Source organism: Candidatus Methanoprimaticola sp. MG2, from assembly GCF_047501175.1.
In the GTDB taxonomy this organism is placed as follows: Archaea; Thermoplasmatota; Thermoplasmata; order Methanomassiliicoccales; family Methanomethylophilaceae; genus Methanoprimaticola.
In genome coordinates this window covers 1-20,766 of sequence record NZ_JBEQWH010000007.1, presented here as the reverse complement: position 1 = coordinate 20,766, position 20,766 = coordinate 1, and the positions used below count along the sequence as shown (strand labels likewise).

22 protein-coding genes are annotated in these 20,766 nt (G+C 57.6%); 13 read left to right on the top strand and 9 right to left on the bottom strand.

Going from position 1 to position 20,766, the window contains the following annotated elements:
• Window positions 1-3: 3 nt before the first annotated feature.
• Genes V5D86_RS06345 through V5D86_RS06325 form a run of 5 tightly spaced genes read left to right on the top strand, consistent with a single transcriptional unit; the run spans window position 4 to window position 3,683 of the window.
• The gene (locus V5D86_RS06345) at window positions 4-735 is read left to right on the top strand and encodes a DUF106 domain-containing protein (protein ID WP_414595847.1); all 732 of its coding nucleotides are present in this window, start codon (window positions 4-6) and stop codon (window positions 733-735) included.
• Complete coding sequence (cmk, locus tag V5D86_RS06340) at window positions 732-1,271, top strand: (d)CMP kinase (RefSeq protein ID WP_414595846.1); 540 nt, start codon at window positions 732-734, stop codon at window positions 1,269-1,271. The genes V5D86_RS06345 and cmk overlap by 4 nt, the downstream gene beginning before the upstream one ends.
• Entirely contained in the window at window positions 1,261-2,259 is a 999-nt protein-coding gene (locus V5D86_RS06335) for an RNA-guided pseudouridylation complex pseudouridine synthase subunit Cbf5 (protein WP_414595845.1), read from the top strand. Before cmk ends, V5D86_RS06335 begins: the two co-directional genes overlap by 11 nt.
• Window positions 2,260-2,298: 39 nt before the next feature.
• Window positions 2,299-2,637: a hypothetical protein gene (locus tag V5D86_RS06330; protein ID WP_414595844.1), complete on the top strand. Its 339-nt coding sequence runs from the start codon at window positions 2,299-2,301 to the stop codon at window positions 2,635-2,637.
• On the top strand, window positions 2,634-3,683 hold the full coding sequence (locus V5D86_RS06325) for a hypothetical protein (protein WP_414595843.1): 1,050 nt from the start codon (window positions 2,634-2,636) through the stop codon (window positions 3,681-3,683). The genes V5D86_RS06330 and V5D86_RS06325 overlap by 4 nt, the downstream gene beginning before the upstream one ends.
• On the opposite strand, the gene V5D86_RS06320 is transcribed toward V5D86_RS06325, so the two are convergent.
• Window positions 3,674-4,123: a hypothetical protein gene (locus tag V5D86_RS06320; protein WP_414595842.1), complete on the bottom strand. Its 450-nt coding sequence runs from the start codon at window positions 4,121-4,123 to the stop codon at window positions 3,674-3,676. The genes V5D86_RS06325 and V5D86_RS06320 overlap by 10 nt on opposite strands.
• A 121-nt stretch (window positions 4,124-4,244) precedes the next feature.
• Between V5D86_RS06320 and V5D86_RS06315 the strand changes: the two genes are divergently transcribed.
• From V5D86_RS06315 to V5D86_RS06295, 5 genes are all read left to right on the top strand, one after another.
• Entirely contained in the window at window positions 4,245-5,366 is a 1,122-nt protein-coding gene (locus tag V5D86_RS06315; RefSeq protein WP_414595841.1) for a tryptophan--tRNA ligase, read from the top strand.
• Window positions 5,367-5,371: 5 nt separating this feature from the next.
• Entirely contained in the window at window positions 5,372-6,889 is a 1,518-nt protein-coding gene (locus tag V5D86_RS06310) for a phenylalanine--tRNA ligase subunit alpha (RefSeq protein WP_414595840.1), read from the top strand.
• 49 nt (window positions 6,890-6,938) lie between these two features.
• Window positions 6,939-7,061, top strand: a complete 123-nt coding sequence (locus tag V5D86_RS06305; protein WP_414595839.1) for a hypothetical protein — start codon at window positions 6,939-6,941, stop codon at window positions 7,059-7,061.
• 285 nt (window positions 7,062-7,346) lie between these two features.
• Window positions 7,347-7,586 (top strand): hypothetical protein, encoded by a 240-nt coding sequence (locus V5D86_RS06300; RefSeq protein ID WP_414595838.1) that lies wholly within the window; start codon window positions 7,347-7,349, stop codon window positions 7,584-7,586.
• Between the two features lie 600 nt (window positions 7,587-8,186).
• On the top strand, window positions 8,187-9,029 hold the full coding sequence (locus V5D86_RS06295) for a D-aminoacyl-tRNA deacylase (protein WP_414595837.1): 843 nt from the start codon (window positions 8,187-8,189) through the stop codon (window positions 9,027-9,029).
• On the opposite strand, the gene pyrH is transcribed toward V5D86_RS06295, so the two are convergent.
• Complete coding sequence (pyrH, locus tag V5D86_RS06290) at window positions 9,016-9,705, bottom strand: UMP kinase (RefSeq protein WP_414595836.1); 690 nt, start codon at window positions 9,703-9,705, stop codon at window positions 9,016-9,018. The genes V5D86_RS06295 and pyrH overlap by 14 nt on opposite strands.
• Window positions 9,706-9,761: 56 nt before the next feature.
• Between pyrH and prf1 the strand changes: the two genes are divergently transcribed.
• Genes prf1 through V5D86_RS06275 form a run of 3 tightly spaced genes read left to right on the top strand, consistent with a single transcriptional unit; the run spans window position 9,762 to window position 13,273 of the window.
• Window positions 9,762-10,994: a peptide chain release factor aRF-1 gene (gene prf1, locus V5D86_RS06285; protein ID WP_414595835.1), complete on the top strand. Its 1,233-nt coding sequence runs from the start codon at window positions 9,762-9,764 to the stop codon at window positions 10,992-10,994.
• A 10-nt stretch (window positions 10,995-11,004) separates the two neighbouring features.
• Window positions 11,005-12,774, top strand: coding sequence for an arginine--tRNA ligase (gene argS, locus V5D86_RS06280; RefSeq protein WP_414595834.1), 1,770 nt, complete (start codon window positions 11,005-11,007; stop codon window positions 12,772-12,774).
• A gap of 1 nt (window position 12,775) precedes the next feature.
• Complete coding sequence (locus tag V5D86_RS06275) at window positions 12,776-13,273, top strand: N-acetyltransferase family protein (RefSeq protein ID WP_414595833.1); 498 nt, start codon at window positions 12,776-12,778, stop codon at window positions 13,271-13,273.
• Between the two features lie 45 nt (window positions 13,274-13,318).
• On the opposite strand, the gene V5D86_RS06270 is transcribed toward V5D86_RS06275, so the two are convergent.
• The 7 genes from V5D86_RS06270 to V5D86_RS06240 form a co-directional block, all read right to left on the bottom strand.
• The gene (locus V5D86_RS06270) at window positions 13,319-14,101 is read right to left on the bottom strand and encodes a class I SAM-dependent methyltransferase (RefSeq protein WP_414595832.1); all 783 of its coding nucleotides are present in this window, start codon (window positions 14,099-14,101) and stop codon (window positions 13,319-13,321) included.
• A 4-nt stretch (window positions 14,102-14,105) separates the two neighbouring features.
• Complete coding sequence (locus tag V5D86_RS06265; protein ID WP_414595831.1) at window positions 14,106-14,924, bottom strand: ABC transporter ATP-binding protein; 819 nt, start codon at window positions 14,922-14,924, stop codon at window positions 14,106-14,108.
• A gap of 1 nt (window position 14,925) precedes the next feature.
• Complete coding sequence (locus V5D86_RS06260; protein WP_414595830.1) at window positions 14,926-16,029, bottom strand: FecCD family ABC transporter permease; 1,104 nt, start codon at window positions 16,027-16,029, stop codon at window positions 14,926-14,928.
• Between the two features lie 51 nt (window positions 16,030-16,080).
• Entirely contained in the window at window positions 16,081-17,355 is a 1,275-nt protein-coding gene (locus tag V5D86_RS06255; protein ID WP_414595829.1) for an ABC transporter substrate-binding protein, read from the bottom strand.
• Window positions 17,356-17,741: 386 nt separating this feature from the next.
• Window positions 17,742-18,356: a hypothetical protein gene (locus V5D86_RS06250; protein ID WP_414595828.1), complete on the bottom strand. Its 615-nt coding sequence runs from the start codon at window positions 18,354-18,356 to the stop codon at window positions 17,742-17,744.
• A gap of 10 nt (window positions 18,357-18,366) precedes the next feature.
• Window positions 18,367-19,524: a formate--phosphoribosylaminoimidazolecarboxamide ligase family protein gene (locus V5D86_RS06245; RefSeq protein ID WP_414595827.1), complete on the bottom strand. Its 1,158-nt coding sequence runs from the start codon at window positions 19,522-19,524 to the stop codon at window positions 18,367-18,369.
• A 195-nt stretch (window positions 19,525-19,719) separates the two neighbouring features.
• Window positions 19,720-20,277: a hypothetical protein gene (locus V5D86_RS06240; protein ID WP_414595826.1), complete on the bottom strand. Its 558-nt coding sequence runs from the start codon at window positions 20,275-20,277 to the stop codon at window positions 19,720-19,722.
• Between the last annotated feature and the right edge of the window lie 489 nt (window positions 20,278-20,766).

Below are 20,766 nucleotides of genomic sequence, written 5' to 3'. Positions count from 1 at the left end.
AAAATGCCCAACCCAGGAAGTCCTCAGAGCATGCAGCAGGTCCAGAGTCAGGCCCCGCCGATGTCGTCCAAGACGATGTTCGGAATGATGGCAGTACTTGTCGTCATGATGGTGGTCATGATGTTCAGGGCCCAGATCGGCAGTGCTCTGGATATAGTCTTCAAGTACATCGCGTTTGACGGGAAGTACCCGGTCCTGACGCTGATAATCGCCGGAGTGATCATGATCACCTTCAGTACGGTTATAAGGAGTCTGATGACCGATCCCATCAAGATGGCAAGGAACCAGCAGATTCAGAGCGACTTCAACAAGGAGTTCCGTCAGGCAAGGATCGAGAACAACTTGTTCAAGATGAAGAAGCTCCAGGAGATGCAGCCCCAAATCATGGCGATGTCCATGGAGGCCAGCACCCAGCAGATGAAGGTCATGCCGATATCCATGATCGTCCTGCTCCCGGTGTATGCCTGGGTATGGTACTTCCTCCTGGTGGGGGACTTCAACGGGGTCACGGGGCAGTACTTCACGGCGGAGAACCCTCCGCTCGCGGACATCCCGTGGTCTCCCGGGTTCGACCTGAATTCCACGATAATGGGATTCTTCCCGTCATGGATCATCATATACACCATGGTGAGCCTGCCTATCGGACAGATTGAGAACAGGCTGATCAGATTCCTCTTCCTCAAGAGGGACCTGAGGAGACTGGACCTCGAAGTCAAGAGGGCTGAGATCGAATGAGAATAACCATCAGCGGTCCCCCAGGATCTGGGAAGACGACCGCCTGCAGCAAGCTGTCCGAGGTCCTCGGTCTCGAGGCTGTCGTCTTCGGACGGATATTCCGTGAGCTTGCTGCCGAGAAACAACTTACCCTTTCCCAGCTCGGCGCCATCGCCGAGCAGGATCCCTCGATCGACAACATGATCGATGATCGCATTCTTCAGATGGCGAGGACGCATCCGGACCTCATACTGGAGTCGCGCCTCTCCGCATACATGCTGACGAGGAACGGCATCGAGGCATTCAAGATCCACATAGACGCGAGTCCCGAGGTCCGTATGAAGAGGGTCGGGCTCCGCGAGGGGGAGACCCTCGAGGAAGCGACGGCCGCTACGATCGACAGGCAACGCTCCGAGGCGAAGCGCTACAAGCAGTGGTATGACATAGACATCAACGACCTCAGCGTGTACGACCTCGTTCTGAACACAGACGATATGGATCCGGATCAGGTGCTGGCTGCCATCCTGGAGGGTCTGGATGCCTGGGATGCTCATTAAGGACGCGAATGCCATCCCCGATAAGTGGGGTAAACGGCCTTCCGACCGTACCCTCGGCGAGTTGCTTGGAGGGGGCATAATCATCCTCGACAAGCCTTCCGGTCCCACTTCCCATCAGGCGACCGCATGGGTCAGGGATGCGCTAGGGATGGACAAGGCAGGGCACGGCGGGACATTGGACCCGTATGTGAGCGGTGTTCTTCCGATAACATTGGGCAAGGCAGTCCGCCTCACGGACATCGTGCTCTCCTCCGACAAGGAGTACATATGCCTGATGCGCCTGCATGCGGACCGTCCCGAAGAGAGGATACGTGAGGTCCTCTCCCGCTTCGTCGGACGGATCTATCAGCTTCCTCCGGTGCGTTCGGCCGTCAAGAGACAGCTCCGTATCCGTACCATCCGTGATCTGGAGGTCCTGCAGGTCTCCGGTCGCGACGTGCTCTTCAGGGTCCATTGCGACGCTGGCACTTATGTGCGCACGCTGTGTGTGGACGTGGGCGACGTCCTGGGATGCGGTGCCAGCATGACCGAGCTCCGCCGTTCCCGTTCCGGGAAGATGACCGAGGCACGCGCGTACACCCTGCAGGAGATAAGGGATGCGTACGTCTTCTGGCAGCAGTACGGTCACGGCGAGATCCTCAGGGACATGATAACGCCTATGGAGGCCCTGGTAGAACCTCTCCCCAAGGTGGTGGTCAAGGCGACCGCCGTAGATGCGATCTGTCATGGTGCGGACCTTTCCGTCAGAGGGGTCCACATGTTGGACGACGGCATAAGGAAGAATGCGCTGGTGGCCATGATGACAGCTCGCGGCGAGCTCATAGGGCTCGGGAAGATGGGTATGTCATCCGAGAAGCTCATGCTCGCCAAGTCCGGTGTCGCGGTGAACACCACTAGGGTGCTCATGGACCCGGGCCATTATCCCAGGATGTGGAGGTATTCGTCGGACCTCGACCTTCCTGACGGGGAACCCGACTTTGTCAGTTGATATATAATCTGACAGCGGTATCCGGTCGAAGGTGATGGGATGGCGTTGTTCGTCAAGAGGGAGCAGGTCTATGGTCCGGAGACCATGAGGATCGGTGAGTTCGATATCACGGTCGACGGTTGCTATAGAAATGTTATCACGATACCGTTGGAGGTGAAGCCTAAACGCATGCTTCACGTCAAGGTGTCCTCGGACCATCCCATCGATGTCGCCGTCGCCAGGGAAGACCAGTCCGCCGCAGGCCATATGGAGGGGGTGACCGAGGCCACCCTGGGGCCATATGACACGGGGAAGTTCCACAGCATGGGGATATTCCTGGGAATATTCAAGGGTGACAAAGCGACGGTCACCGTAGAGGCCTGGACTGATGCGGAATGACATCCATCCGTAACGCTGGCTCGACGGTCATGAGGCTGGGGGACAGGTCGGCCATGACGGTGTTCGTCACATCGTTCGTCCTGGCATCAGTCATCACGCTGGCTCTGCCTTTCCTGTTGGATCACGTGGCGTTCTACGATTCCGTCGCCGCACTGTGCGCCCCGTTCGTAGCGGTGGCCGTCTGGTGCCTCGTATCGGAGAGGAAGTGGTTCAGGATGGTCATTCCCGCGGTCGTGTCGGTGGCGCTGTGCCTCTGGGACTGGAGGATAGGTGCGATATCCGTGATGGTCACCCTCGGCTCGACCGGGATCTCCTACCTCACGGGATTGCTCCAGAGGAGGCTGTTCCTGGGAGCATTGGACTGTGTGGAGCATTGCAACGTCCGTGACAGGACGTTCGCCGACCATCTGATAGCGTTCCTCTTCAACATCCCTCCGGACCTGGACACCAGGGACCTCAGGATCAACGGCGCTGTGCACAGGGAGAGTCTCAGATGGACATCCATGGTCGATATACTGATACCTGCGATGGTACCGATGCTCTTCCTCTGGATGTTCGCCGCTGTCGGCTTCGGGTCCAGTCATGGTATGGCGGATGTGGCCATGCCCGTGACGATAGCGGTGATGTACATACTCGTGTTCACGCTACCATGGTCGATATTCAGGACGCTGGACGTCAGGGTCAAAGAATCCGGATCGGTATTCCGTGTGTACGACGGTCTCATCGGCACGTTCTCGAGGATGATCGTTCCCGCGGTCATAGGGCTCGGGATAGTGCTGTTCGCGGCGGAGCCAGGATGGGGGTCGGTGGTCCTGATGGCCATCTCGGCGCTGTTCTGCATCGTCCTCATGGTCCTGTCGATGGTCGCGTACATGATGGATCAGGAGGCGGACCTCGTCGAAGTCCTCGCGGAACACTGGTACGAGGATCATCCCGTGGACTTCTACTGCGGATTCGACGGGAAGGACGGGAAGCATCCTCTGGATGACGGGGTCCCGGGAACACCCAGGCGCCCCGCAGATGAGTGTTTCCCGACTCAGAAGTAAAACATCTGGTTCTGCTGTGTCGAATTGGCCTTTCCCGGGTCGTCGAGGGCCTTGATGATGGGCTTGAACACCGCTCCAGAGGACATCCCGGGCGTCTTGTTCAGTCCTATGATCTCGGGCTCCTCCCAGTTGGTGATGATGACCTGGTACTTCTGGCGGACACCCTCCACCTCTACGCAGGGCTCGGCCTCCACGGTCCTCTTCAGGATGTCCAGCGTGATGTCGCACATCATCTGGATCTGTTCGGGAGTGACGTCGTCGGGAACGCGTATGAAGAACGTGTGCTCCTCCGTGGTGCCGTTCAGCAGGTATGTGACCTCGGACCGGTCGAGCTGTTCGGTGAACGCTTTCTCATCATCGGTCGCCAGTTCGCCCATGCGCGACTTGAACGTCTGGGGAATGTCGATGTAGAGGGCATCCTTGCCCAGTATCTTGAACATGCCCCCTGAATCGGCTTCGGATTCAAATACGTGTGCCGTCGGACCATACGGCCCCAATCCCTGCGCGTGGGACCAGATGGGTTTAAGACGCATGCGCGTATCACGCGGACGGGAATATTCGATGCCAGGAGACTTCAAGGTCACACCATGGGAGGTCACGGGAGACATAGACTACGATCTGCTGATGAAGCAGTTCGGGACGCTTCCGATAGATCAGGATCTACTGGACAGGCTGTCCGGATACGGGGATCTCCATCCGATGCTCAGGCGCGGCATATTCTACACCCACAGGGACCTGAAATGGATCCTGGACGAGTACGACAAGGGCAACCGCTTCACCATATACACGGGAAGGGGCCCTTCCGGGAACACGCACCTCGGCCATCTGATGCCCTGGATCTTCAACAAATGGATGCAGGACACGTTCGGATGCGACATGCTCTTCCAGATGACCGATGACGAGAAGTTCCTGTTCAAGGACCTGTCCCTCGAGGAGACTGGGAAGATGGCGTACGAGAACGCCCTCGACTTCGTCGCGCTCGGTTTCGATCCCAAGAGGACGAAGATCATCGTCGACACGAAGAACGTGGGCCGGATGTACCCCATAGCGCTAGAGGTCGCCAAGAGGACGACCTTCTCCACGGCGAAGGCGGTCTTCGGATTCGACAATTCCACGAACATCGGGTCCATATTCTACACGACCATGCAGTCCGTGCCAGCGTTCCTCCCCACGGTGGACGCAGGCAGGCAGGTGCCGGTCATCATCCCGTGCGGCATAGATCAGGACCCGCACTTCAGGGTCACCAGGGATGCCGCCCCCCATCTGGGGTATCCCAAGCCGTCGCTGATCTTCTGCAAGATGTTCCCCGGACTCAACGGAGGGGACAAGATGTCGTCGTCCGACGAGAACGCCACGATCTACACCACCGATTCCGCCAAGGCGGTCAAGAAGAAGGTTGGCAGGGCGTTCACCGGCGGGCGCGTCTCCGTGGAGGAGCAGCGTCAGCTCGGAGGGAACCCGGAGGTCTGTGCGGTCTTCAAGTACAATTTCTACCTCTTCGAGCACGACGACTCGAAGCTCAACGAGCTCGCGGACAAGTGTAGGAAGGGGGAGATCCTCTGCGGCGAGTGCAAGATGTGCCTCACCCAGAAGATAAACGTCTTCCTCGAAGAGCATCAGGACCGCCGTGAGAAGGCGAAGGATATCGTAGGCGATATGACATACGATGGGTTCGAATGGTGATTCACATGGACAAGGCACTGCTAGAGGGACTCAGTCACAACGAGAAGAGACTCCTCCTCGCTCTCGGCGAGAGAGGAGGGAAGGCATCCCCTGCGGACCTCGTGTCCGAAGGAGCATTCTCCGTAGAGGTCGAGGCGATGAGCGCCGCATCCTGGTTGGAATCGAAGGGCCTCGTCGGGATCTCCGAGAGGTCGGAGAAGTTCTATGCCCTGGCGGACGCGTCGGTCGTCAGCGAGGGCCTTCCGGAGAGGATCGCCATGACCGTCATCGGAGACAACGGCGGGAGCATGCCCATGGCAGACATGGAGGCGTCCATGCCCGAGGGCATGGGCAAGGTCGCGGTGGGCTGGCTCAAGCGCAAGGCTCTTGCGGACATCGTCACCGCGGACGGGGTCAAGACCATGGTCCTCACCCAGAACGGCAGGGACATGCTCGGTTCCAGGATGTCCGACGAGCTGCTTCTCGCAAGGATGGCCGAATCCCCAGTATCCGAGAGGGATGCCGATGCCAAGGTCATCAAGGACCTGAAGGGTCGCCAGGGCATGATCGTCGAGAAGGTCGTCACGGAGAGGACGATCGCCCTCACCGCGGACGGGACCGAGGCGGCATCATCCGGGATAGAGTTGAAGCCGCAGGTCACCGACATAACGGACCGCATAATCCAGAGCGGGGAATGGAAGGATGCGGAGTTCAGGAGGTACGACATCCAGACGTTCGCACCCACCGTCCATCCGGCCAAGAAGCACATGCTGTCCCGTCTCGGCGCACAGGTCCGCAGACTTTTCACGGACATGGGATTCACGGAGATGAAGTCCGAGTACGTCCAGCCCGCGTTCTGGAACCTGGATGTCCTATTCACGCCGCAGGACCATCCTGCCAGGGACCTTCAGGACACGTTCTATCTGGAGAACCCACCGTCCATACACATCGATGACGAGGCCCTTGTGGCCAAGGTCCGTGCCATACACGAGACCGGGGGCGACACCGGCTCCACCGGATGGGGTGGGGAGTGGTCCAGGGAGAAGGCGGAGATGGCCCTCCTCCGTACGCACAGCACCGTCAGCAGCATCAAGTACATCGCAGAGCACCCGGACTCTCCCAGGAAGGCGTTCTCGATCTCCCGCATCTTCAGGAACGAGAGCATCGATGCCACGCATCTGCCCGAGTTCACCCAGATCGAGGGCATAGTGATCGACGAGAACGGCAACTTCGACATGCTGATCTCCATGATCAGGGAGTTCTACGCCCGCATGGGATTCGACCAGATCCGCATCAGGCCCGCATACTTCCCGTACACCGAACCGTCCCTCGAGTTGGAGGTGTTCTTCAACGGGAAGTGGATGGAGCTCGGAGGGGCAGGCATCTTCAGGCCTGAGGTGGTCGCCCCGTTCGGGATCGATGTGCCCGTCCTCGCCTGGGGATTCGGATACGAGAGGCTTGCGATGCTCAAGTGGAACATCACGGACATCAGGGACCTCTACATCTCCGACCTGGACCATCTGAAGTCCAACCCCTCGCTCTGATCGGCAACCGTCTGGGAAGGCCTTCTTCCAGCAGTTGGCCATCTCTAGCATGCTGTCGGCGCCGACCGTGTCCCCGAGCCCTCTCAGGGCCTCGGAGTGCGTCGACAGCACCTCGTCTATCCTGAACAGGCATCCGGTGCGCTTCATCTCGCTCCTGCACCTGTTCAGGTAGGTTATGGCCTCCTCGTACCTTCCGTTGGCCGCCATGCACTTCCCCAGTGCGGCAGCGGAGTCTATGTCGCCCACGTACGTGTTCAGGGCGGTGTCCAGCGCAACGGCGTTCTGACCCTCCGCCAGGAGGATCTCCGACATCAGGGACTCCCATGCGATCTCCTCCCTCTCGCGGATCCGTCCTAGCTCCGCCTTCGCACTGGTCGTCTCCCCCAACCTGAGGCTCATGCGGGCGGAGATCATCAGCAGGTCGTCCCGGTCGCATTCCTCTGCGATCCGGTCTATGATGTCACGCATCTCCGTGTCCGGGAAGTCCATGAGCATGAACCTGTTGGAGACGATCATCCTGAGGGCCTCCTTCCTCCTGCCTGAACGGTACAGGTGGTACATCCTCTCCTTCGGGTTGTTCACATGGTCCGCGCACCAATCCGCCGCCGCGCTGTGCCACTGCCTGAGGGATTCGGTGTCGGCACGCTGGATGTACCACCTCTTGGTCTCGGGTTTGATGGAAAGGGCCCCCTTGTAGCTGAACGGGACGATCGAAGGGAACGATTCCAGGTCATCCCTGCATACGGGCGTCCGGAGCACCATCAGACATCCTATGAGGGTCCTGTCCTCGAAGGGGAGGTTCCAGAACACGGACGAGGCACAGTAGTTCAGGTTGTTGGGGAGTCCCTCTCCCCCGCCGTTCTCATCGGATTCCTCTATGATCCTCATGATCGTCTCGCATTCATGGATCCCGGCGGGGGTGATGAAGTACACCTTGCGGGCGCCGCCCTGCAACTGGCCGATGACACGGCTCTTCCCGGAATACAGCTTCCTGTCCTGCTCCAGGCGGTTGACGAGGAGGGCCGCATGTGAGCGGGATACCCCGAGGACCTCCGCGACGCCGTCCTGGGTTATCTCCTTGGGCGCCCCAACCTCTATGGATGGGGATATGTGCCGGTACCTGTACAGGTGCAGCAGTGCACGGTTGGAGAGCGTAAGTCTGTTCATGGATGTCTGCTGTTTTTCCGAGAATAAAAGCTGACACCGTTCGGACTAGCAAAGTTAAACACGAGAGGCAACGGGCGTATGCGGCATTTCCATTGGAACCCGCTTATATCCGTAATGATTCGGGCGGATCATGTCAAAGCTCATCGTCTGCAGTGAGGCGGACCTCCCTTCGGTCAACATGAGGGCATCCCTTCTGAGGATGCATGAATGGGAGGATCTCGGGTCGTTCGACGGTTCCAGCTACATGTCCTCCGGAGACTGTCTGATGATGAGCATCCCGGACATGCACATCCGGCACGACGGTCTCGACAGGGAGGCCGAGAGGTTTGGCATCAAGGTGGACTCCGTCATAGTGATGTCCAGGCACTCCGCCAAGAGCGGAAGGCCCGCGCTGACCGCCCACCCCATAGGGAACTATCACGAGGCGGAGCATGGAGGAAGGCCGGAGACCCTCGTCAGGGCGTGCCCTTCGGAGATGACGGATGCGGTGCGCAGGATTCACGAGTACAACAGGGACCCCGGTGTACAGACATGTTTCGAGGTCACCCACCACGGACCGTATCTGGACAAGCCTACGTTCTATATCGAGATCGGGAGCGACGAATCACATTGGGGAGACATGCATTCCGCAGAGTTGCTGGCACATGTGATCTCCGACCTGGAGCCCCATGACGAGTACCCGATCCTGGTGGGCATCGGGGGAGGCCATTACGCTCCCCGTTTCACGGAGGCTGTGCTGTCATCCAAGGTCAATTTCGGTCACATGATCCCGAACTATCAGTTGGAGGGCAGGGACGATGATGACATAGCCAGGATGGTGAGGGATGCCTGTGATGCATCCGGCACCGACTCGGTCTATGTCCACAGAAAGTCCATGAAGGGTCCCGAGGCCCACAGGATATCGGACATAGTCCGTTCCGCGGGGTTCGACACGGTGGCCTCGAAGGATTTCGAACCCATCAGTGGGAATTGACGAAGGTGCCGTTGAATGGCTTTCCCAGGATGGCCTTCTCGAGCTCGATCAGGTCCCTGCCGTCGACCATCGAGATGTCTATGCGGCATTCCTCGGCGATCTTCACACCGAGGGGATCGAACACGCTCGACCTGGACGCGTCATGCTCCTTGTAGACGATCTCCCCAAGTCTGGCTATGGTCATCTCGGGGATCCTTTCGGCAGAGGGGTTGGTGCGCGGGTCATCCGTGTAAACGGCATCCACGGCCGTCGCATTCACCACACGGTCCGCCCCCATCTCACGTGCGACCATGGTGGCCACGGCATCCGTCGTGTGTCCCGGTTCGGTCCCGCCCATCACGACGATCTTCCCGGGCTTCGATGCGTTGGCGGTCTCCTCCACGGTCTCCGGCACACGGACCGGCATGTCTCCGAGGGCGACCCCGAGCAGCTGTGCGTTGAGCCTGGTCGCACCGATGCCCATGATGTCGAGCTGATAGGTGTCTCCTCCGAGCTCGCGCCCTGTGGACGCATAGTAGCGCGCGGTCTTCCCGCCTCCGCATACCACCGCAAGCTGCACCTCCTTGGATGCAGATATGAGCATCTCGGCAAGTCTGGCTATGTAATCTGAATCATTGTTTCCGGGGATCAGGACAGATCCCCCTATGGATACGACAACCTTGTCTATAGGGACCACGACCAGTAATGTTATTAATCAAGCGCACTTGACATAAAAAGATTAGGTGACCCAATATGGGAGAAACGAATTCAGAGGACAGGGCGAAGTACGACTTCAAGAAGGATATGCAGGAGATCCAGAACTACAGGGGCAGGGGCACCGAGCTCATCTCCGTGTACGTTCCCAGGTCCAAGCAGATCTCCGATGTCATGGCCTACCTCAGGAACGAGCAGTCTCAGGCGTCCAACATCAAGTCCAAGACTACGATGAAGAACGTCCAGAGCGCCATCGACTCTATCGCGGCTCGACTCAAGACCTACAAGACGCCTCCTGAGAACGGCGTCGTCATATTCTGCGGGGAGGTCCCCAGGGCCGGCGACCAGACCAAGATGGTCCAGTACGTCATCAACCCGCCCGAGGCGATCACCGCGTTCCTGTACAGGTGCGACTCCACCTTCTTCACGGAGCCGCTCCAGTCTATGCTTCTCGACAAGAAGTGCTACGGGCTGATAACCATCGACAGGTCCGAGGCGACCATCGGGATACTCTCCGGAAGCAGGATCCAGGTGCTGAAGCACTTCGACTCGCTGGTTCCGAGCAAGCATCACCAGGGAGGTCAGTCGTCCGTCCGTTTCGAGAGGCTGATCGAGATAGCCGCCCACGAGTTCTTCAAGAAGGTCGCGGACAACGCCACGGAGGTGTTCCTCAACCGCCCGGAGCTGCTGGGCATCCTGGTTGGAGGCCCCGGCGCGACCAAGGACTTCTTCGTCAAGGAGGAGTACCTGCATCATGAGCTCAGGAAGATCGTCGTCAGTCCCCTCGTGGACACCGGTTACACCGATGAGTCCGGCCTCAGGGAGCTCGTCCAGAACTCCCAGAACATCATCACGGACCTCCAGCTGACCCAGGAGAAGATGTACATGCAGAGGCTGTTCACCGAGATCAGGAAGACAGACGGGGGTCTTTCATGCTATGGTGAGCAGGAGGTCAGGGACGCCCTGGACATGGGCGCGGTCGACATGCTGCTCCTGTCCGACACTCTCAAGAAGAGGAGGATCACCATCGAATGCGCGAACGGGCACAGGCACGACCTGACCGTCGCCGATGCGGACGAGAGGGTCCTCTGCCCCGACTGCGGACAGTCCACCACAGTGGTGAACGACGAGGACCTGATCGACGATTTCTTCAACAGGGCGGACGCGTACAACACGCGCCTTCAGCTCATCTCGGGCGATTCCGAGGAAGGGGACATGCTCCTGAAGGCGTTCGGAGGCATAGCCGCGCTTCTGAGGTACAGGCCCAACTGAGGTTCATACAATGTCAATCATAGGCGAATTCGAGCAGCAGGTGCGCACGGCAGTGACCGCTGCATTGTCCGATCTGGGGGCCGCAGACCTCCAGTTCGTCATAGAGCTGTCATCGGTGGAGGGCGTGGACCTATCGGTCCCGTGCTTCCCCATGTCCAAGGCGATGAGGAAGGCCCCCGCGATGATCGCGGAGGACATGGCCTCTAGGATCCAGCCTTCCGGGCTGATCGCCGGCGTCTCGGCGATGAACGGATACCTCAACTTCGTGATGGATTCGAAGCCGATGGTGGCAGGCGTCCTGAACGACATCATCGAGCGCGGGTCGGATTACGGCAGCATGCCGTCGTCGGGCCTCAGGGTCAATGTGGAGCACACATCCACCAATCCCACGGGGCCGATCCACGTCGGAAGGGCGAGGAACCCCATCATCGGGGACACGCTGGCCAGGTGTCTGAGGAAATGCGGACACGATGTGACCACCGAGTACTACGTCAACGACGTGGGCAAGCAGGTCGTCATCCTCACATGGGGCGTAATGAACGTCTCCGACGAGGTGGCCGATGCGGAGCGCGAGGAGCATGCCAAGGCGGCCGGTCATGAGAAGGAGAGGGACAAGACGGACCACCGTCTGGTGGCTAAGTACCGTGTGGCCAACCGCCGCATGGAGTCCGAGCCCGAGGTACAGAGGGAGATCGCGGACATGCTGCGCAGGTTCGAGGACGGGGACGAGGAGGTCATCGGCAATGTCCGCAGGACCGCCGAGTCCATGCTCGACGGCCTCAGGGAGACCCTCGAGGCCATCAACGTCACGCTCGACAGGTACACATGGGAGTCCCAGTTCATCACCGACGGAACCGCGAGGGACGTGGTGGAGCAGCTGAAGGGATCCGAGTATGCGGGTCAGACCGATGATGGTGCCTGGTTCGTCGACCTGAAGGACTTCGGCATCCAGGGGAAGAACACCAAGTTCACGTTCACCCGTTCGGACGGCACCACGCTGTACACCACGCGCGACCTCGCATACCATCTGGACAAGTTCACCCGTTCGGACCGCGTCATCGACGTCCTCGGGGAGGACCAGAAGCTGGGTTCCAAACAGCTCTGCTCTGCATTGGAGATCCTCGGCAAGGAGACCATGCCCGAGCCCCTGTTCTACTCGTTCGTGTCCCTCCCGGAGGGCAAGATGTCGACCAGGAAGGGGGTCGTGGTCTATCTCGACGATCTGATCGACGAGGCCGTCGCCCATGCCTATGATGAGATCAAGGCCCGTTCCGTGACCCGCGGCAACGACATGTCCGAGGAGAGGATGATGGAGATCGCCCGCATCGTTGGGATCGGAGCGATAAGGTACAACATAGTGAGGGTCCAGCCCGAGAAGCAGTTCGTCTTCAAGTGGAGCGAGGCCCTCAACTTCGACGGGAACTCCGGACCGTACCTCCAGTACGTACATGCCAGGGCATGCAGCATGCTCCGCAAGGCAGGGGAGTTCAAGCACGTCACGGACCCGGACATGCTAGACGACGGGTTCGAGGTCAATCTCGTCAAAGTCCTGTCCAGGTACGAGGAGATCCTCAGGCAGGCGGGGGAGGACAAGAAGGTCCATCTCCTGCCGGCATATGGTCACGACGTGGCGGTGGCGTTCAACCAGTTCTACGCATCCGTGTCCGTGCTGGACTCCGGACCCCGCAGGGATGCCAGGCTCACCCTGGTCGAATGTGCGAGGACCGTCATGGCCGATGTTCTCGGTTGCCTTGGAATGGGCGCTCCCGAGGAGATGTGAGATGGAGATCCGCAACGTCCGCGTGAAGGACATCGAGAGCGTGCGCGGGCTGGAGGTCTCCTGCATAAAGGAGTACTTCGCCGCCACGTTGGAGAACAAGTGGGAGGACCTCCCCCAGGATTGGAAGGACAATCTGGGGGCCTCGTCCCCCAGACACTTCAAGGCCTATCTCGACAGCGGACTTAGCTTCGTCGCCGTGGAGGACGACGAGGTGGTCGGGTTCATCTTCGCCCAGATGCTGCATCACATCTGCGATGAGGACAATCTCCTCTGGATAGAGAACATGGGCGTCCATCCGTACTTCAGGAGGAACGAGATCGCGTACCGTCTCCTCAGGGAGTGCATAAGGAAGGGCATGGAGCTCGGGGCGACCGTCGCCCACAGCACGATCCAGCCCGACAACGCACCTTCGATCCTGCTCCACAAGAAGGCCGGTTTCTTCATAGACAGGCGTGACGTCGCACTCCTGGACCTGAGGGACCCCAAACTCAGGCTCTGAATGCCTGCCGAGGGGTGGGATCCACCCCGTCGGTCAGCATCCATCTCAGGACGGAGGGGTCCAGCGGACCACCCTCATCCTGTTCATCTCGTCGTAACGGACGAGCCCGTTCTCGGAGATCGGTTCCAGGATGTCCCTGGCTATCCGTTCGGCCTCTTCCCCGTAGCCGTACGTCTCGAACGCCTTGCGCTCCTTGGCAACGAGCTCTTCCAGAGGGATGTCCGCTACTATGCGGGCCTCGAACGTCTCCGTCACCGGGCCGCGTCCGTTCTCACGCAGCCATTCCTCCCCGGGGGAGGAGTTCCGCACGTCGTACCCATAGTCCTTTCCCAGGCCTTTCCAGACCATCTCGTTGAGGTCATCGCCATGGTTCACGATCCATGAGACCAGCACGCAGCCCCTTCTCGCCGCCCTTTCCATGAGCCCTAGGGCCTTGGGGGTTCCCGCTCCGGGACACAGTGTCGCGATCGCCACATCATGGCTTTTGGTGGATGAGAACCTGTTCCAATCCATGTTGAGATACTCTATGTTGGTCACTCCTCTCTCATCCGCGTAACCTTTTAGCCGTTTGAGCATGTTCGCAGAGGCATCGAGACATGACAGGGATCCGATGCGGGGCGCCATTTTGAGGGAGTAGGTCCCGGGTCCAGAACCGAGCTCGAGGACGCTGCATCCGGCCTCCAGCAGGCCGATGTCGAAGAGGCGGTCGATTATCTGATCGGGGATGTCCCCTTGTTGGAATCCGGAGTATTTCTCGGCGTAGTTGTCCCAGAACCTGAGTGTCTGTTCGTGTGTGAGGCCTTCTCCCTCGAATGGATGCGGTTTCATTCCATCACTCCGTATGTCCGTGTCCGCCGACCCCCGGAAGCGTGAGGTCATCGAGGTTCGGCTGTTCCTTCAGCGGTACCACGATGGCCTGACCCTTGTGTTGGATGACATCCACTTCGATACCGTACACGTCCCTGATCGTCTCCGGAGCGATCACCTCGCTCCCCCCGTAGGCGACGATGTGCCCGTTCTTCACGAACATGAACCGGTCCGAGTAGTACGTCGCAAGGTTGATGTCATGCATGGTCATCACGGTGCACAGTCCGTGTTGGCGAACGACGTGTTCCACCATCCTCATCGTCATGTGCTGGTTGGCGATGTCCAGATTGTTGGAGGGTTCGTCAAGTATGAGGATCTTGGGCTCCTGGGTTATCGCCCTGGCTATCTGCACCTTCTGGAACTCCCCTCCGCTTATCTCGTCCACATACTCCAGGGATTTGTCCTGGAGTCCCAGGGACTCCATGGACCTCCACGCGATCTCCATGTCCTCCTCAGTGGTCGTCCAGTCTATGTGCGGCCTGCGGCCGATGAGCACCGAGTCGAATACGGTAGTGCGTGTGGCCGCGGATTTCTGAGGGACATATGCGATGTTCTTAGCCATCTCGCGGGCATTGAGCTTCAGGATGTCGGTCCCGTCGACCTCTATCGATCCCCTTTCCGGTCTGTGGAGTCCGCATATGCATTTCAACAGGGTGGTCTTCCCAACGCCGTTGGGCCCCAGGATGGACAGGATCGTGTTCTTCTCCGCGGCGAAGGAGATCTCTTCGAGAACCCTTTTCTCACCGTATGAGAACTGGACGTCATTCACATCCAATATCGACATCTCATTGCCTCCGGGATATGAATTCCTTCAGTCTTCCATTCTTCTTCCTGTATCCCATGACCAGGAGATACAGGAATAGGGGGCCTCCAAGGAACGATGTGATTATGCCGACGGGCAACGTGAAGTCCATGAGGTTCTGACCGACGCAGTCCGATATCAGCAGGATCAGCGCACCAAGCAGCATCGATCCCGGCAGGAGATAGCGATGGTCATTGCCTACGAGCCTTCTCACGATGTGGGGGCCCAGAAGTCCTATGAACGCGACGATCCCCATGAATGACACCACGACCGCGGTCAGGAGCGCAGACAGTACGAGAGATATTATTCTAAGGCGTTCCACATTGACGCCTACGGATGCCGCTACGTCATCTCCTGTATCGAGTGCGTTGTAGTCCAGTCTGTTGTAGAGGAAATACAGGCATATCGCAGCCGCTACGATGGCGATCATGGTCAGCTCCTCTATCGTGGCCTTCCCCATAGACCCGAACTGCCAGAACACTATCGTGGACAGTGCATATTCGTTGTAGATGTACTGGAGGAGGCTGATCCCGGCCGAGAATATGGAGCTCAGGGCGACCCCTGCCAGCACCATCGTCTCGGGACTGACCTTGGTCACCTTGACGAGAGCTACAATAACCATCGTGGCTATCATCGCCCATACGAACGCGCTCCCCGCGACGATGTACGGATTGCTTATGTTGATCTCCGCACCGCTCTGTCCCAGTATCGTCCCTCCTCCGAGGAGGACGATCCCGATGGACGCTCCGAACGCGGCCGCATTGGACACTCCCAATGTATAGGGGGATCCGAGGGGGTTCTTCAGCACGCATTGCATCACGGCACCTGCGATCCCGAGAGCGAAACCCGCCAGTATGCACGACAGGATGCGTGGGACGCCGGCCGTCAGGACGATGGTGCGGTCTATGGATGCGATGCCCTCGTCGATGCCGAGAAGGATCTTGACGATATCCTTGAACGAGACCCCTCCTGCGTTCAGATACAGTACGCCTATCGCGGAGATCGCGGTCATCACTCCGAGCGATGCTATGATGAGGGCCCTGCGGTGTCCGTGCTGTTTGAATCTCGATACTCCTTCACTCGTCATCCGTATCAACTGAATCTAATGGTGGGCCCTCCGGGGAAGGCCCTGCGTTTATCAGAACGAGAGCGTCCCGTCGGAGTTGGCCGTCAGCTTCCCGTAGATGGGATTGCCCTTCGCAGCCATGTACATGGCGTTCATGTCCTCAAAGATGCTGGTCCCCTTCTCGGGAAGGGCGATGGTGTACTTGGAGAACTCGGATATGTTGCGGTTGGACTCGTGAGTCCCGAAGAACTTGTCATACACATCGTTGATCTTCTTCTCCAGCTGTTCTTCGGTGATTATGTCGTCCCCGTAGGCGTATCTGAGGATCTGATATGCATCGATGAACACGTTCTCGTAGTTGATCCCAGTCCAGATGTACGGTGCGATCAGGTATGCATCATGTCCGGCGAACATCTCGATGATCCCTTTGGATGTGTTGTCCGTGTTCATGGAATATCCGGATGCATCGACGAAGAGGATCGTATCGCTTTGAACACCGGATGCTATCGTTGAAATGGAGTATTCCTTCACTCCGGACTCGACGTATTCCGCTTCGCCGGCGATGATGTTCGTGACGCCTGCAAGCTCGAAGGGCAGATAGTATCTGAGGGAGGAGCTCATCCCGTGGGCGCCGTTGTATGCGACGGATCCGACGTACGCGGTCCTCTTGATCTTCATCTTGGACGAGAGGTCCTGAAGGTCCTCGACGATGGAGGAGAATGCGTTCTTGAGCTCCTCTCCGCGAGGCTCCATGTTCAGGGCCCTGGAGAGGATATCGATGTTCTGTTCCAGCTTGTCGGTTATCTTCATGTCCTTGTCAAGGAATGTGTAGATGTATCCGATGGTGACGGTGTTTATCCCCTCGCTCTCTATGGCCTTCATCTCGTTACGATAGTCCGTGTAGAAGCTCTCGGGTACGATCATTATGGATGGGTCGAGTTCGATGATGGTACGGACGTCGTCCATCGTGATCCCGCAGTTGGTGTGTGTGAAGTATTTCCGAGCGGCATCGTCGCCTGTGAGCTTGGCAGAATCCCCGCCCTCGATATCCACGATCGCGCGTCCGTGATACATGAATGCCTTTCCAAGGTAATTCGTCATGTCATTCTGGTCGATCATGACGCATTTATCCGCAATCCCGAAATAGGTGGCCCATCTGAACGAGTCCTGTCCGACGGCGATGACGCCGTTGTCCAGGTTTTCAACGGTCACAATCTCCTGTCCCGCGAAGTCTTTCAGATCTGTGTCATCTGTAGGCGTGTCCTTATTTGTCAAAAGGACAGCTGCGGCAGCTACGATCACTATGGCTATGACCGCAACTGCCAAGAATGTCTTTTTGTCCGCCATGCGAGCGAATTCTCATGCTTGTAGATAACACTATCTCAAAATTTGTAACACTACATGCATAAGTATATTGAATTTGTATTTTTAAACAACTTGATGCGAATGATGCGAGATGGAAGATGTTGGATGGGTGAGTGTTATTTATATTAAAAACGTGTTACTGAAGATAGTGGCTGACGAATGGGTCGGTAGCCGGCTACTAGAAGACAGATAACTCGCCCGCATCGTACCTCGCAAGAATGTGTGCACAGGCTGAGCATACCTCCGTTCCGACCCATTCAATTCATGGATGGCCCGGGGACGGTATAATTCACGCGACCGAGGGTCGTTGGCAATAATGTGATAATGTGGCCCCCATCCCACGATGTGGGACAGGGGCCGTTTCCGGATCAGTCTTTCTTCTTCTTGTCAGCCAGGTACCTCTGCCTCTCGGTGGTGGGTGCCGCATCCTTGGACTTCCTCTTGTCGGATTTGGCAGCCATCTCCGCTTTGCGTTCGGCCTCCAGCTGTTCGAATGTCATCTCGGTCTTCTTCTTGGGCGAGTCGCGTATCTTGAGGTACGCGAAGACCGCGATGACGATGATCACGATCGCGATGACGATGTATGTCGCGGCATTGTTGAGGAGGTTCTTCCCGACCTCTATCTCGGCATTGAACTCGTTCCCTTCGAAATTGCCTGCAGGAGTGCAGATGACCCTGACCTGATGGGTCCCGACATCCTTGAAGTCGCCCATCGGGACGGAGACCACCACCTTCTCGCCTGCCGGCACATCTATGTCTTCGACGGACGCGACGGTCCTGCCGTTCTCCTGGACGACCACGTCCATGACGAAACTTCCGCCATTGGTGTTGTTCACCGTGAATGTGAGCGTCCCTCCGTTCCTGTTGTCGAACTCGAAGGTTCCATCAGGGGTGTCTATGGATGCCCCGTCCGAGTCGAATGCGGGCACCATCATGACCGCGAGCACGGCGAGGATCGCGAATGCTATCGTATGACTCTTCATATGAAACGCCTCATGTGACGATCTCATCGACACGTTCCTGCTCGATCGCCTCACGGACGAGCATGGCAAGCCTCCTCCCGGATGACATGTTGGTCCTCCAGAGCGTGTTGCCATAGGGATGTCCCCAGGACATGTGAACGTTGGTCCCTCCGCCTATGCGGGGTGCGACGTCGTATATGTGGAAGTTCAGGTCCTTGTCGACACAGGTCTGGAGGCAGAACGGCCCGATGATCCCGGGGTCGTAGAACTTCTTCGTCGCCTCCACATACTTCTCGGCAAGCTCGAAGGCCTTGTCCAGGAGCGATTCCCTTATGGTGGCCATGTTGTGTCCGCAGACGGTGTACTCGGGGATGATGCCGTCCTCCTCGAGCTCCACCTGCTGTTTGGCGGGGAGCCTGACGTATCCGTCCAGGGAGCTCTCGAACCTCCAGTCGACGCCCAGGAGCTCGGTCTTCTCTCCCTTCTCCTCCAGCGGATTGTAGAAGAAGTCGAGGTTGAACACTGGACCTATGATGTACTTCTCCATCCTGGCGTGCTCGACGAAGTCGGGCTCCAGGACGCCCTGGGCGATGAGCTCGGTGGACTTCTCCACGAACTGGTCGTAGTCCTTCGCGGTGAAGAACCCCCTCTCCAGCTTCTTGACGGCATGATGGACCTTGATGATCGTGAGTCCGTCTATGTCCTCGGGTTTCTCGACCTTCTGGGGGAAGGGCATGCCTGCCTTCTCGAGAAGCCAGTAGTAGTCCCTCTCCTCCCCTCTCTCCTCGGAACGGAGGAGGTTCCTGCTCCCGACCATGGGAACGGCGTAGTTGTCCTCTACGTCGTCGATCGAACAGTAGGATGTGAACGACCTGTTGGGTACGAACAGCGCGTTCCTTTTCATGAGGTCCTGCTGGACCTCCGGCTGCATGATCTGGTTGAACTTGTCGAGCATTATGGTGTCGTCGACGACCCCTCTGGTCAGGTTGCCCGCAGAGTCCCTCTGGGCCCTGAAGTACCTGGAGAAGGCGGCGTCCCTGCCTTTCTGGCAGACGGCGACGGTCCTGAAACCCTCCGATGCGGCACCTTCGCAGGTGTCCAGCGCGGAGTGTGATGCCAGGACTCCGATCTTGGCATCTTTGAGGTCGTACCCCTCAAGGTTGCCAAGAACAACGTCTCTGCTGATCATTTAATAAACCTCTAGGTCGGGATAGAGGGTGCAGGTATTTATGCGTGCCATCGGGTCCGACGATGGACCCAGTGTGTTCGCGGCAGGTCGTACCTGTCCTGCTGCAGGAGCCGGGGAGGTCGCTGTCGCGATGCACGCCGGGTCATTCTCAGGATGATGCGGGATGGTAATCTCGGGCCTTGATGTCGGGGGCCATCACCAGGGCGGAAGCTCCACCGTGAGATCCTCTACGGTATAGTTCGCTGTGAATCTGAATCTGATCGATCCTGCTCCCTTTTCGAGTTGGTCCGAGCCCTCGCATCTCATGACGATCGTCCCGTCCCCGCCTACTCCGTCGTTAGGAAGGTCCAGATGGAATGACATTACTTCGGCCCCTTTTAAGATCATGATATACTTATCTGGATCAATGGAATCCCTGTACTCAAAGTCCACTTCGGAGATTATAAGCTCTGGATATACAGCCAGAGCTATGCCGCACTTGTCCCCGGGTGCGACATGGGCATGTGCAACGATTAAGACCTCCAGGGATTCCCCCATATTGTATATGAATATCTTTCCGACCAATCTCGAACCGAGCCGAGGGTCGTCGATGGAGAAGTTCTCTGTTTTGATGAGGCCCTCATTGACCTTTGGAGTCTCAAACCATTCGTTCTTCTCCATGTTCTCCTGTCTTACATGCACCAGAGCGACAGATGACACTACTATTATCGATATCAGTGCAAATGTGATGATGTAACGATATCTTTTACTCATGTGATCACCATCTAATGGGTGTAATGGGGGCGAACCTCCAGTTAGTACTGCTTTGTCATAAGATCTAAATGATTCTCGAGCATCTGTCGCCGAATTGCTTAGTGAGATAGCATTGCGGTTTGCTAGAGAATCATACGTTCGTAGGGTCTATGTTTCATTCTACTCTGTAAATGCATTCCATTTCTGGAGTTTTTGTCAAATCACTTCTATCGCACTCCATGTTACTACATGTCTCGTGTTGAAAACTCAATTGTTCAACTCGATATTCTTTTCATTTATTACGGTCCATATCTTGGTATCACACCGCCCGGTGCCTTTCTCAGAGCACCTGCATATCAATGTACGATTCATGACTATTTAATTGGATGTATGTTCCAATGTTAAATATCAATAATTCTAGTGTAGAATCATGTTGGAATAACCGCTCGATGTACTAGTGTGTTTCCTAATTCTGGTGTCATATAGACATCCTCGTGGATTTGAAACGGT

Coding starts and splice junctions, on each gene's coding strand:
- V5D86_RS06245 (WP_414595827.1), bottom strand. CDS start 19,524: ATGATCAGCAGAGACGTTGTTCTTGGCAACCTTGAGGGGTACGACCTC.
- V5D86_RS06295 (WP_414595837.1), top strand. CDS start 8,187: ATGTCAAAGCTCATCGTCTGCAGTGAGGCGGACCTCCCTTCGGTCAAC.
- V5D86_RS06330 (WP_414595844.1), top strand. CDS start 2,299: ATGGCGTTGTTCGTCAAGAGGGAGCAGGTCTATGGTCCGGAGACCATG.
- V5D86_RS06320 (WP_414595842.1), bottom strand. CDS start 4,123: ATGTTCAAGATACTGGGCAAGGATGCCCTCTACATCGACATTCCCCAG.
- argS (WP_414595834.1), top strand. CDS start 11,005: ATGTCAATCATAGGCGAATTCGAGCAGCAGGTGCGCACGGCAGTGACC.
- V5D86_RS06325 (WP_414595843.1), top strand. CDS start 2,634: ATGACATCCATCCGTAACGCTGGCTCGACGGTCATGAGGCTGGGGGAC.
- V5D86_RS06250 (WP_414595828.1), bottom strand. CDS start 18,356: ATGAAGAGTCATACGATAGCATTCGCGATCCTCGCCGTGCTCGCGGTC.
- V5D86_RS06240 (WP_414595826.1), bottom strand. CDS start 20,277: ATGAGTAAAAGATATCGTTACATCATCACATTTGCACTGATATCGATA.
- V5D86_RS06275 (WP_414595833.1), top strand. CDS start 12,776: ATGGAGATCCGCAACGTCCGCGTGAAGGACATCGAGAGCGTGCGCGGG.
- V5D86_RS06345 (WP_414595847.1), top strand. CDS start 4: ATGCCCAACCCAGGAAGTCCTCAGAGCATGCAGCAGGTCCAGAGTCAG.
- V5D86_RS06260 (WP_414595830.1), bottom strand. CDS start 16,029: ATGACGAGTGAAGGAGTATCGAGATTCAAACAGCACGGACACCGCAGG.
- V5D86_RS06305 (WP_414595839.1), top strand. CDS start 6,939: ATGCTGTCGGCGCCGACCGTGTCCCCGAGCCCTCTCAGGGCCTCGGAG.
- prf1 (WP_414595835.1), top strand. CDS start 9,762: ATGGGAGAAACGAATTCAGAGGACAGGGCGAAGTACGACTTCAAGAAG.
- V5D86_RS06270 (WP_414595832.1), bottom strand. CDS start 14,101: ATGAAACCGCATCCATTCGAGGGAGAAGGCCTCACACACGAACAGACA.
- V5D86_RS06310 (WP_414595840.1), top strand. CDS start 5,372: ATGGACAAGGCACTGCTAGAGGGACTCAGTCACAACGAGAAGAGACTC.
- V5D86_RS06300 (WP_414595838.1), top strand. CDS start 7,347: ATGTCACGCATCTCCGTGTCCGGGAAGTCCATGAGCATGAACCTGTTG.
- cmk (WP_414595846.1), top strand. CDS start 732: ATGAGAATAACCATCAGCGGTCCCCCAGGATCTGGGAAGACGACCGCC.
- V5D86_RS06335 (WP_414595845.1), top strand. CDS start 1,261: ATGCTCATTAAGGACGCGAATGCCATCCCCGATAAGTGGGGTAAACGG.
- V5D86_RS06265 (WP_414595831.1), bottom strand. CDS start 14,924: ATGTCGATATTGGATGTGAATGACGTCCAGTTCTCATACGGTGAGAAA.
- V5D86_RS06315 (WP_414595841.1), top strand. CDS start 4,245: ATGCCAGGAGACTTCAAGGTCACACCATGGGAGGTCACGGGAGACATA.
- V5D86_RS06255 (WP_414595829.1), bottom strand. CDS start 17,355: ATGGCGGACAAAAAGACATTCTTGGCAGTTGCGGTCATAGCCATAGTG.